Consider the following 11,413-nt stretch of genomic DNA (forward strand, 5'->3'; position numbering starts at 1 on the left):
GATAACCCTTATCTTAATAATCCAGTTAACAGATATTGTGGCTGCCATTAGAATGCGATGCAATTGCGCACAGCAGCTCATTTTTCGCAGAGCAGGCGCAGAGCATGCGCAGACAAAATTTCCAGGAGTCCCACGTACATGAGCAACATGAACCACGAGCGTGTCCTCAGTGTTCATCACTGGAACGACACTCTGTTCAGCTTCAAGTGCACCCGCGATCCGGGCCTGCGCTTCGAGAACGGTCAGTTCGTGATGATCGGCCTGCAACAGCCCAACGGCCGGCCGCTCATGCGCGCTTACTCGATTGCCAGCCCGAACTGGGAAGAGCATCTCGAGTTCTTCAGCATCAAGGTGCCTGATGGCCCGCTGACTTCCCAGCTGCAGCATCTGAAGGAAGGCGACGAGATCATCATCAGCAAAAAGCCTACCGGCACGCTGGTGCTGGATGACTTGAAGCCTGGCAAACATTTGTACCTGCTCAGCACCGGTACCGGTCTGGCGCCGTTCATGAGCGTCATCCAGGACCCGGAAACCTACGAGCGTTTCGAAAAAGTGATCCTGTGCCACGGCGTACGTTACGTCAACGAAGTCGCTTACCGCGAGTTCATCACCGAGCACTTGCCGCAGAACGAGTTCTTCGGCGAGGCCCTGAGTGACAAGTTGATCTACTACCCGACCGTGACCCGCGAGCCGTTCGAGAACGAAGGTCGCCTGACCGACCTGATGCGCAGCGGCAAGCTGTTCAGCGATATCGGTCTGCCGCCAATCAACCCGCAAGACGATCGGGCCATGCTGTGCGGCAGCCCGAGCATGCTCGACGAGACCAGCGAAGTGTTGAACAGCTTCGGCCTGAAAGTGTCGCCGCGGATGCGCGAGCCGGGTGATTACCTGATCGAGCGAGCGTTCGTCGAGAAGTAAGTACACTGCATCACTGAAAAGCCCCCATTGCCTGTGCAGGCAAATGGGGGCTTTTTTATGTCCAATGCAAACCTTGTAGGAGCTGTCGAGTGAAACGAGGCTGCGATCTTTTGATCTTGTTTTTAAAAGTAACATCAAAAGATCGCAGCCTCGTTTCACTCGACAGCTCCTACAGGTTGGAGGCGGGGATGACTTCCAGGACACGGATTACCCCGGCTTCGGGGTAATGCCAGCGTACGTCCAGGTCCCAGAACTGCGCGCCGTATTCCCGTTCGGGTGTAGGAATCTGGTACGCCGGACGTGGGTCTTGTGCCAGGCATTGCTCGATCAACTCCACCAACGGTTCTTCAAGGCGCTGAGCATGGCCGTGAGCCTGTTGCAGCGCTGAATCCGTCCACTGCACGGGAATCAACTGCGGTGCGGCGCTAGCGATGCTGTTGGAGGCGGTATCGATGATGTCGGCGTAAGGCACGTAGGGTTTGATGTCGAGAATCGGCGTGCCGTCCAGCAGGTCAATGCCGGATATCCACAGGCGATTGGCTTCAACCTTGTCCAGCTTCACCACGGATTGGCCGATGCCATTAGGCCGATACGTCGCGCGGGTGGCGAACACACCCATGGATTTGTTACCGCCGAGACGAGGAGGGCGGACTTTCAGTCGTGGCTTTTCTTCCAGGGCCTGGTGAAACAGGAACAGCAGCCACACGTGGCTGACCTGTTCCAGACCTTGCACCGCATCGCCCTGATCGAACGGCGCCACCAGTTCCAGTACGCCGCGAGCGGCCGGGGCCAGTTGTGGCTGCCGCGGGATGGCGAACTTCTCCTTGAAGCAGGAGCGCACGAAGCCGATGGGGGAAACGCTGTAGGTCATGGTCTGGGGTCGAGGCGGGGTGAGGGCGGGCATGATAACCCGAGCAGCCGCAAGACCGGTGGTGCCTGTTAGTCCGTCATCGCGGGGGTAGCCATTTCATTATTTGAAATGCATTCCCCTGTGTGAGCGTGGCTTGCCCGCGATGGCCGCGCCGCCGATCTAGAGGCTAAACCCACCATCCAGCGGAATGATATTCCCGGTCATGTAAGCCCCGGCCGTACTCGCCAGACTGATCGCCAGCGCCGCCATCTCTTCCTCCCGGCCCCAGCGTTTCATTGGAATCAACGCCGTGTCGTCGGCCAGCGCCTGCTCATCATTGCCGATGTGCTGAGTCATTTTGCTCGGAAAACGCCCCGGCGCGATGACGTTGACGTTGATGTGTTGGCTCACCAGCTCCCGCGCCAGAATCCGTGATAGTTGATGTAGGGCAGCTTTACTTGGCCCGTAGGCATACGCCTGTTCGCCGAAGGACGAAATCCCGGCCACTGAACCGATATTGATAATTCGCGCCGGATTCGCTGCCGAACCGGCCTTACGCAGCAGTGGCAAAAACTGCTGAATGCAGTTGAACACCGAGGTCACGTTGAGCTGCATGACTTTTTCCCAGCCCTTGACCGGGTAGCTCTCCAGCGGCGCACCCCACGTAGTGCCGGCGTTGTTCACCAGAATATCCAGATGAGTGATCTGCTCGCCCAGTCGCGTAGCCAGTTGAAGTACGCCTTCTTCGGTGGCCAGGTTGGCCGCCACTCCGTGGCAACGACCGAATGCGCTCAATTCATCTGCCGTTTGCTGACAGGCTTCGGCATCCCGGGCGCAGACGTACACGGTGGCGCCGGCCTCGACATAAGCCTTGGCGATCATTTTGCCGATACCACGGGAGCCGCCGGTCACCAGAGCGGTGCGGCCTTGCAGGGAAAAGTACGGGTGCATGGCGAATCCTGAGAGCTGAGGGTCAATACACCCTAGTCGTCAGCCGCCGGAAGCGGAGCCACTATTTTTGCGAGGAATGAGGGTCTATACAGCCTTTGCCACCGTCTCTGTAGGAGCACAGCTTGCTGGCGAAGGCGTTTTCAAGATCGCCTTCGCCAGCAAGCTGTGCTCTTACAGGTTCGTGGGCGATTTACTGCGGACGCACGCGCAGGGTCAGGCCCTTGAGGAAGTTGCGCAGCAACTGGTCGCCGCACGGGCGGTAGTTGGTGTGGCCGAACTTGCGGAACAGCGCGCTCAGTTCAGGCTTGGACACCGGGAACTCGGAGGCCTTGAGGATGGCGTGCATGTCGTCTTCTTTCAGTTCGAAAGCCACACGCAGTTTCTTCAGGATGATGTTGTTGGTCACCGGCACTTCGATCGGCTGCGGCGGACGGCTTTCGTCCTTGCCGCGCTTGAAGGTCACCAGGCCGTCGAGGAAATGCGCCATGACTTCATCCGGGCAGCGTACGAAGCCTTCCTCGTCTTCCTCTTTCTTGTCGAGGTACGTCACCAGGTCTTCCAGGGTCACGTCCATGCCGCCGAGCTTGATGATCTCGATGACTTTCTTGTCGCTGATGTCGAGCATGTAGCGCACGCTGCGCAGTACGTCGTTATGAATCATGGTGTGCAATCCTGATATTCAGCAGTGGGCGCCGCATAAACAGCGGCGCCAAAATGTGTGGCGGCGTGAAAAGTCTTAGAACTTCTCTTTGCCGGACAGGTAGCGCCATTGCCCCAGCGGCACTTTGCCGATGGACACGCCGCCAATGCGGATGCGGCGGATGGCGACGACCTTCAGGCCTACGGCCTGGCAGAACAGGGCGATGACGCCCGGTTGTGGGTTCTTCATCGCAAAACGCAGGCGGTTTTCGTTCTGCCAGCTGGCTTTGACCGGCGGCAGTTCCTTGCCCTTGTAGGTCAGGCCGTGGTTCAGGCGGTTGAGGCCGTGAGCCACCATGTCACCTTCAACTTCGACCACATACTCTTGCTCGATCTTGGCGGAGTCGGCAGTGAGTTTGCGCAGGATCTTCCAGTCCTGGGTGAACACCAAAAGACCGCTGGCGTTGGCCTGCAGGTCGGTGCTGGCGGTCAGGCGCAGGAAGTGGCCCTTGAGCGGACGTTTGCTGAAGCGGTGTTCTTCGCTCAAGGTCTCGGCGCTGATCGTTGCCAAGGCCGTTTCCGCATCCATGCCCACGGGCACGTTCAGCAGGATGGTCACCGGTTCCGGCGCAGTGGCCTTGGCTTCTGGATCAAGCTCGACTTTCTGGTTCTCGACCTTGAACTGCGGCTCGTCGATGACTTCACCGTCCACGGTGACCCAGCCGCCCTCGATGAACAGCTCAGCCTCCCGACGGGAACAGCCGACGAGTTCGATGAGGCGTTTGGAGAGACGAATCGGGTCAGTCATGACAGGGCCGTAACAAAAAAGGGGTGGGCATTGTACCTGCCTGGCGCCGGTTAATCGCGGGTCCATTTCACCGTTTGGCTTTTTGTGGGAGCGGGCTTGCTCGCGAAAGCGGTTTGTCAGTCAATTTGATGTTGAAGCTGATGGCCTCCTCGCGAGCAAGCCCGCTTGTGTCTTGCGCAGGAATTAGACTGAGGATGAGAGCGGTGAATGGCAAGCTGAATGCCCGGAGTGCTTAAAGCACGTGTGGGAGCCCATGCTGCCATTCACCTCTCCACTCTGGTTATTGAGCCCGAACAGTTGAACGAGCCTACCTCGAACATTTACAAGCGTGGTGCCCAGCCAGAGTGCTCTCACCTTTGAGTGTAAGAGGATTCAGCTATGTTTTCCTGCGCAGGCATCGACGTTGCCAAAGATACTCTTGAGGTTCGGATTAACCCGCAAGACGTTGGCGCAAGTTACCTCAATACCGCCAGTGACTTCCTTGCGCTGATTGATTGGTTAAAGCGCTACCAGGTCAACCGCGTATTGCTGGAAGCCACCGGCGGCTATGAGCGAGAGGCCATGAAAGCGCTTCAGGCCGCGGGCTTCGAAGTCTTGCGGATCAACCCTCGTCGCGCCAAGAACTTTGCCAAGGCGATGGGGCAGCACGCTAAAACCGACCCGATAGATGCGCGACTTCTCGCGCAGTTTGCAGAAGTCATAAAGTCGCCAAGCAACCGCATCACCAGCCCTGAACAGGACAATTTGCGTGCGCTGGTACAGCAACGTGAAAACTTTGTTCAGCAGCAAAGCGATGATATTCGGCGCCTCAAAACAGCCTCTGTAGACCGGGTAAAACCCTGTCTGCAGAGGCATATCGACTATTTATGCCAAGCAATAAAGTCGATAGAGAAGTTGATCCGTCAAAGTGCCCAAGACCTGGACAGTGATAAAATAGCCCGTTTGTGCTCGGTCAAGGGAATAGGGCTCGTGACGGCAGCCAGCTTAATGGCCTATTTGCCTGAGCTGGGCGAGGTTGGACGGCACGAGATTGCAGCGCTGGCAGGCATAGCCCCCTACAACGATGACAGCGGCAAGCATGAAGGTCCGCGCCATATTAGCGGCGGCAGGTTTGCTGCGCGTCGCGCGATGTACATGGCGTGCTGGGTGGTGATTCAGCGACAGCCTGAGTTCAAAGCGCGGTATGACGCACTGCGTCGTAAGGGCAAATGCGCAAAAGTAGCGCTCATCGCCTGTATGCGCGTGCTGCTGATACGACTGAACGCCATGATCCGAGACCGAACTGAGTGGAAACAACCCTTGGCCTAAAACGGGTCGCGGTGTTCCTGTAGGGCATCGCATGGCGTAAAGCTGTGGGAATTCAGCTGTCTATCAATATGCCTTCAAAATAAAGATCACCAAGACAGTTGCTCCCACAGTTGTTCTGTGTGGTGTCAGCCATGCCGCGAATGTTGCTGGTTTTGGCGCAAACGCATGTGCAGCAGCGGATAAGGCTGGCCCATGCCATCGACTTCCGAACGACCGATCACTTCGAAGCCCTGTTTGAAGTAGAAACCCAGGGCTTGCGGGTTCTGTTCGTTGACGTCCAGTTCATCGGCATTCAGATGTTCCATGGCGTAGCGCAGCAACTGCTTGCCCAGGCCCTGGCCGCGGTGAGCCGGGTCGATGAAGAGCATTTCGATCTTGCCCGCCGCGACCCCGGCGAACCCGGTGATGCGCTGGCGCGGGTCTTTGGTGCAGATCAGCATCACCGCATCGAGGTAGCGCGTCAGCACCAGATTCTTCAGCAGTTCGATGTAGCTGTCCGGCAGAAAGTCATGAGTGGCGCGCACCGAGGCTTCCCAGACTTGAGTGAGTTCTTCGTAGTCGCTCTGTTTCGGCGTGTGGATGACCGAATGTTGGCGCATGGCCGGCTGCCCCTTTTGCAGTTGATGATGCGAATCCTTTCCTCACAAAACGATAGACGTAAAAAAGCCCCGCATCTCGTCAAGAGAGCAGGGCTTTTCGTATTTTTTGCGTTTAGATCTGTTCAGCCCACAGGTCGTATTCGTCGGCGTCAGTCACTTTGCACCAGACTTTATCGCCTGGTTTCAGGTTGCTGCCGTTGTCGATGAACACGTTGCCGTCAATTTCCGGGGCATCGAAGAAGCAGCGGCCAACCGCGCCTTGCTCGTCGACTTCATCGACCAGCACTTCGATTTCACGACCGACGCGCATTTGCAGGCGTGCCGAGCTGATGGCTTGCTGGTGCGCCATGAAGCGATCCCAGCGGTCTTGCTTGACGTCGTCCGGCACGATGGCCGCGTCCAGCAGGTTGGCTGGTGCGCCTTCGACTGGCGAGTATTGGAAGCAGCCGACGCGATCGAGTTGCGCTTCGGTCAGCCAGTTCAGCAGGTACTGGAAGTCTTCTTCGGTTTCGCCGGGGAAGCCGACGATGAAGGTCGAGCGGATGATCAGGTCCGGGCAGATTTCGCGCCAGTTCTTGATGCGGGCCAGGGTCTTGTCTTCGAAGGCCGGGCGTTTCATCGCTTTCAGGACTTTCGGGCTGGCGTGCTGGAACGGGATGTCCAGGTACGGCAGGATTTTTCCGGCGGCCATCAGCGGAATCAGCTCGTCGACGTGCGGATACGGGTAAACATAGTGCAGACGAACCCAGACGCCGAGGGTGCTCAGGGCTTCGCAGAGTTCGGTCATGCGGGTTTTCACCGGCGCTCCGTTCCAGAAACCGGTGCGGTATTTCACGTCGACGCCGTAGGCGCTGGTGTCTTGCGAGATCACCAACAGCTCTTTGACGCCGGCCTTGACCAGGCGCTGGGCTTCGTCGAGCACGTCACCGACCGGGCGGCTGACCAGTTTGCCGCGCATCGACGGGATGATGCAGAAGCTGCAGCTGTGGTTGCAGCCTTCGGAAATCTTCAGGTAGGCGTAGTGGCGCGGGGTCAGCTTGATGCCTTGCGGCGGAACCAGGTCGATCAGCGGGTTGTGATCCTGGCGCGGTGGCACGGCGTCGTGCACGGCGTTGACCACTTGCTCGTACTGCTGCGGACCGGTCACGGCCAGCACGCTTGGGTGCACTTTACGAATGTTGCCTTCTTCGACGCCCATGCAGCCGGTCACGATGACCTTGCCGTTTTCCTTGATGGCTTCGCCGATCACTTCCAGAGACTCAGCCTTGGCCGAGTCGATGAAGCCGCAGGTGTTGACCACCACGACGTCAGCGTCCTCGTAAGTGGACACAACGTCATAGCCTTCCATGCGCAGCTGGGTAAGGATGCGCTCGGAGTCGACCAGTGCTTTGGGGCAACCCAGGGATACGAAGCCAACCTTTGGATTGGCCGGCGCAGGAGTGGTGGACATGTCTAACCTCGGTATTTGTGACGCCTCCAGCCGAAGACGGCAAGGCGACAGACGGGCGCTTGGCGTCCTGCCTCGTGAATACGCTGCTTTGACGAGTGACTGTTGTTGCCAGGCAAGGCGCCGCGCCGAGTCATAGTTCGCTATGGCGAGAAGCGGCAACGCAGCATGGCAACAACAGGCGCCGTCAAAAAACAGCAGTATTAGCGAGGCAGGACGCTTAGCCTCTGATCAAAAAGTGCGCAATTCTAGCGATGAGAGGCGCACTTGACCAGCTTTATGCAGGGAAATACGACGAGTGCTGCGCTATGCTTCGTGCCTTTACGCTTTACCGAATTTTTACAGTCAACAAAACGTCTGTAACCTCAAGTAAAACAGCGCATGCTGCACGGCAAAGCATAGTGCTTCTTATAAGAAGTCCGGGTCTGAGTAGTAGGAGTTTTGGATGGGGCAGGCAAGTAGTCAGGTAGCGGGCTCTGAGCATTCGGCGGCAAAGCCGATCGGCATGCTGGTCGCGGCGGTCGGTGTGGTTTATGGCGATATCGGCACGAGCCCGCTGTACACCCTCAAAGAAGTGTTTTCCGGTCACTATGGTGTACCGGTCGACCATGACGGCGTGTTCGGGATTCTGGCGCTGATTTTCTGGTCGCTGATCTGGGTCGTTTCAATCAAATACGTGCTGTTCGTGCTGCGTGCCGACAACCAGGGCGAAGGCGGGATCATGGCCTTGACCGCCCTGGCTCGGCGGGCTGCGGCCGGGCATCCGAAGTTGCGCGCGTTGCTGGTGGTCTGCGGGCTGATCGGCGCGGCGTTGTTCTATGGCGACAGCATGATCACGCCGGCGATTTCCGTACTCTCGGCCATTGAAGGCCTGGGGCTGGCTTTCGAGGGTATAGACCATTGGGTGGTGCCACTGTCGCTGATCGTGCTGGTGGCGCTGTTCCTGATTCAGCGCCACGGCACTGCGCGGATAGGCATTCTGTTCGGGCCGATCATGGTGACCTGGTTTGTCGTGCTGGGGGCGCTGGGTGTCTACGGCATCATGCAGCACCCGGAAGTGTTGCAAGCGATGAACCCGGTCTGGGGCGTGCGCTTCTTCATCGTGCACCCGGGCATGGGGGTGGCGATCCTCGGCGCGGTGGTGCTGGCACTGACCGGTGCCGAAGCGCTGTACGCCGACATGGGCCACTTCGGTCGCAAGCCGATCGCACGCGCCTGGTTCATCCTCGTGCTGCCGGCGCTGGTGCTGAACTACTTCGGCCAAGGCGCGTTGCTGCTCGGTGATCCGGAAGCCGCTCGCAACCCGTTCTACTTGCTGGCGCCGAGCTGGGCGCTGATTCCGTTGGTGGGGTTGTCGACCCTGGCCACAGTCATTGCTTCTCAGGCGGTGATTTCCGGTGCGTTCTCCCTGACTCGTCAGGCGATTCAGCTCGGTTACATACCGCGCATGCACATTCAGCACACCTCCAGTGCCGAACAAGGCCAGATCTACATCGGCGCGGTGAACTGGGCGCTGATGGTCGGCGTAATCCTGTTGGTGCTGGGCTTCGAGTCCTCCGGCGCGCTGGCTGCGGCTTACGGCGTGGCCGTGACGGGCACGATGCTGATGACCACCATTCTGGTGTCGGCGGTGATATTGCTGCTGTGGAAATGGCCTCCGGTCCTCGCGGTTCCGTTATTGCTCGGTTTCCTGGTGGTGGACGGTCTGTACTTCGCTGCCAACGTGCCAAAAATCATTCAGGGCGGGGCGTTCCCGGTGATTGCCGGTATCGTGCTGTTTGTGCTGATGACCACCTGGAAACGCGGCAAGCAATTGCTGGTTGATCGTCTCGACGAGGGTGGCTTGCCGCTGCCGATCTTCATCAGCAGCATCGCCGTGCAACCGCCGCATCGCGTCCAGGGCACTGCCGTGTTCCTGACCGCGCGGCCGGACGCCGTGCCCCACGCGCTGTTGCACAATCTGCTGCACAACCAGGTACTGCACGAGCAAGTGGTGCTGCTGACGGTGGTGTACGAAGACATCCCGCGGGTGCCAGCATCACGGCGTTTCGAGGTCGATGCCTACGGCGAAGGTTTCTTCCGGGTGATCCTGCACTTTGGCTTCGTCGACGAGCCGGACGTGCCGCAAGCACTGAAACTGTGTCATCTCGATGATCTGGATTTCAGCCCTATGCGTACCACTTACTTCCTCAGCCGCGAGACGGTCATCGCTTCCAAACTCGAAGGCATGGCCCGCTGGCGTGAGACGCTGTTCGCCTTCATGTTGCAGAACGCCAACGGCAATTTGCGCTTCTTCAATCTGCCGTTGAACCGGGTGATTGAGTTGGGGACGCAGGTAGAGATGTAAGCCACAACAAAAAGCCCCCGTTGCCATTGTGGTAGCGGGGGCTTTTTTGTGTCTGGTGTCTCGGTGCCTTTAATTGCGCTCAGGCAGCTATTTTTTAGATTCGGCCTTTGTCCGAGCAGCTGGAGGTGGCGGCGTCAGTACCTTCACTACATCATCAATTACGGCCTTGCTCATTGCCGTCAGGTAATGCGCGGCCCAGGCGTGTCTGTCGGTGTCGCGGGCGTAGGCAGTATCTTTAGTCAGCTCCTTGGCAAGGAACAGAAAATCAGAGGCCATGGCTAGCGCATCACCGAGGGGGACGTCTCGACTGACACGGAACAGTGCCTTGTTTGAGCAGTAGATGAAGGGGGTGAGGCCGATGGTTTTCAGTTCGTCTGGTTCTGATGGATTTGTTTTGGTCATGGTTTTATTCCTGGGTTCGAGGAGCTGCCATTTCCGTTACCACACGAAAGGGAGGCAGCTGTACGCAGGGTGGTAAACCGGGAACCAAGGAAACCGGCACGCCCGAGGGCGTCCCACGCACAGCCGCCATAACTTGAGATCGCAGACATAAAAAATGCCTGTGTTCGGGATGAAGGCGCTGTTGCGCTGGTTTCGCCGGGTTACCACACCCGATCGCTGAATGGTCAGCGACGTCCGGAGAGTATCCCGTCGAAGAAAAGCGCAACAAGGCATCAAAGTGCCCAAACGCGAGATTCGGAGTTTGCCTACAAGGTCTGCGGGCGTCATCCGATATTGCGACACCTTAAGTAAACGAAGTTAAACATGGCGAGAGGATATACAAATTGTTCGATTCATTTTTGTAGGCGTGAAACAAGCACGTTGATCAGTTCGCGTTTTTTGCAGCTTGCTGTATGTCGAATTCGACGCAATACTCTGCGTAGAACTGTGTGTTCAAATTTGCATGATTGTGTAGAGAGGTGAGTATGACGGCATTACTGGAGCGTGCTGACCAAGCGATATCGGTGACTGCAATGGTCAGGGGGTTCAGCGCAAGGCTCAAAGAGATTTCCAGCCGAGCCACCGAGCGGCTGGTCATTTTCAAGGATAATCAGCCAGCAGCGGTCATTATCAATGTCGATGCGTATCAGGAAATGCTCGACGAGCTTGAGGACCTTCGGGTTGAAGCAGCGGCTCGAGAGCGACTGATCGGTTTTGATCAGGCCAAGGCTGTCAGCCACGACGATATGCGGGCGCGGTACGCCAGGAAAGACTAAAGGAGCTGTGGATGGTTTGGGGCGTTATCTATCATCCGGAGGTCCAGAAGGATCTGGATCTGCTGGGAGCTGTGGCGGCGAACCGCATTCTTGATGTTATCGAAGAGCGGATTATCAATGGTGAGCCGGACAAGAGCGGCAAGCCCCTAAGAGCCAGTCTTGCAGGCTGTAGACGGATCCGAACAGGCGACACGCGAATTGTTTATCGAGTCGATGGCAAGGCGATTCAGGTATTGATCGTTGCCGTTGGTGCTCGACGTGACGAAGAGGTCTACGGCGCGGCAGAGCGTCGTCTCTAACCAAAAAAGCCCCCGCAACCTTAAGGCTGC

General features: G+C 57.8%; 12 protein-coding genes. 5 read left to right on the top strand and 7 right to left on the bottom strand.

What is annotated here, in order from left to right:
- Positions 1-138 precede the first annotated feature (138 nt).
- Positions 139-918 (top strand): ferredoxin-NADP reductase, encoded by a 780-nt coding sequence (gene fpr, locus QFW87_RS06335; protein ID WP_030127957.1) that lies wholly within the window; start codon positions 139-141, stop codon positions 916-918.
- 169 nt (positions 919-1,087) lie between these two features.
- Here the strand turns inward: fpr and tsaA are convergent, their stop codons facing one another.
- The 4 genes from tsaA to QFW87_RS06355 all read right to left on the bottom strand — a co-directional run bounded on the left by tsaA (position 1,088) and on the right by QFW87_RS06355 (position 4,166).
- Positions 1,088-1,789, bottom strand: coding sequence for a tRNA (N6-threonylcarbamoyladenosine(37)-N6)-methyltransferase TrmO (gene tsaA, locus QFW87_RS06340; protein ID WP_283190072.1), 702 nt, complete (start codon positions 1,787-1,789; stop codon positions 1,088-1,090).
- Between the two features lie 159 nt (positions 1,790-1,948).
- Positions 1,949-2,719: an SDR family oxidoreductase gene (locus tag QFW87_RS06345; RefSeq protein ID WP_283183245.1), complete on the bottom strand. Its 771-nt coding sequence runs from the start codon at positions 2,717-2,719 to the stop codon at positions 1,949-1,951.
- 190 nt (positions 2,720-2,909) lie between these two features.
- On the bottom strand, positions 2,910-3,380 hold the full coding sequence (locus QFW87_RS06350; protein ID WP_056739223.1) for a DUF1456 family protein: 471 nt from the start codon (positions 3,378-3,380) through the stop codon (positions 2,910-2,912).
- Positions 3,381-3,455: 75 nt separating this feature from the next.
- On the bottom strand, positions 3,456-4,166 hold the full coding sequence (locus tag QFW87_RS06355; RefSeq protein WP_283183246.1) for an rRNA pseudouridine synthase: 711 nt from the start codon (positions 4,164-4,166) through the stop codon (positions 3,456-3,458).
- 378 nt (positions 4,167-4,544) lie between these two features.
- Here QFW87_RS06355 and QFW87_RS06360 point away from each other — a divergent pair, with 378 nt between their 5' ends.
- Positions 4,545-5,474 carry a transposase gene (locus QFW87_RS06360; protein ID WP_283188224.1) on the top strand — a complete coding sequence of 310 codons (930 nt, stop codon included), beginning with the start codon at positions 4,545-4,547 and terminating at the stop codon, positions 5,472-5,474.
- 125 nt (positions 5,475-5,599) lie between these two features.
- Here the strand turns inward: QFW87_RS06360 and QFW87_RS06365 are convergent, their stop codons facing one another.
- Both QFW87_RS06365 and rimO read right to left on the bottom strand, forming a co-directional pair.
- Positions 5,600-6,073 carry a GNAT family N-acetyltransferase gene (locus QFW87_RS06365; RefSeq protein ID WP_008153969.1) on the bottom strand — a complete coding sequence of 158 codons (474 nt, stop codon included), beginning with the start codon at positions 6,071-6,073 and terminating at the stop codon, positions 5,600-5,602.
- Positions 6,074-6,185: 112 nt separating this feature from the next.
- Positions 6,186-7,523 (bottom strand): 30S ribosomal protein S12 methylthiotransferase RimO, encoded by a 1,338-nt coding sequence (gene rimO, locus QFW87_RS06370; RefSeq protein WP_010462684.1) that lies wholly within the window; start codon positions 7,521-7,523, stop codon positions 6,186-6,188.
- Positions 7,524-7,965: 442 nt separating this feature from the next.
- Between rimO and QFW87_RS06375 the strand changes: the two genes are divergently transcribed.
- Positions 7,966-9,867 (top strand): potassium transporter Kup, encoded by a 1,902-nt coding sequence (locus tag QFW87_RS06375; protein WP_283183247.1) that lies wholly within the window; start codon positions 7,966-7,968, stop codon positions 9,865-9,867.
- Between the two features lie 87 nt (positions 9,868-9,954).
- Here the strand turns inward: QFW87_RS06375 and QFW87_RS06380 are convergent, their stop codons facing one another.
- Complete coding sequence (locus QFW87_RS06380) at positions 9,955-10,269, bottom strand: DUF3077 domain-containing protein (protein WP_283190073.1); 315 nt, start codon at positions 10,267-10,269, stop codon at positions 9,955-9,957.
- Between the two features lie 524 nt (positions 10,270-10,793).
- Here QFW87_RS06380 and QFW87_RS06385 point away from each other — a divergent pair.
- Together QFW87_RS06385 and QFW87_RS06390 are read left to right on the top strand one after the other, a co-directional pair.
- Positions 10,794-11,084, top strand: a complete 291-nt coding sequence (locus QFW87_RS06385; protein WP_007904631.1) for a Phd-YefM — start codon at positions 10,794-10,796, stop codon at positions 11,082-11,084.
- 11 nt (positions 11,085-11,095) lie between these two features.
- Complete coding sequence (locus QFW87_RS06390; RefSeq protein WP_111450975.1) at positions 11,096-11,383, top strand: type II toxin-antitoxin system RelE/ParE family toxin; 288 nt, start codon at positions 11,096-11,098, stop codon at positions 11,381-11,383.
- Positions 11,384-11,413 lie beyond the last annotated feature (30 nt).

The organism is Pseudomonas sp. PMCC200344 (genome assembly GCF_030053095.1).
GTDB lineage: Bacteria > Pseudomonadota > Gammaproteobacteria > Pseudomonadales > Pseudomonadaceae > Aquipseudomonas > Aquipseudomonas svalbardensis.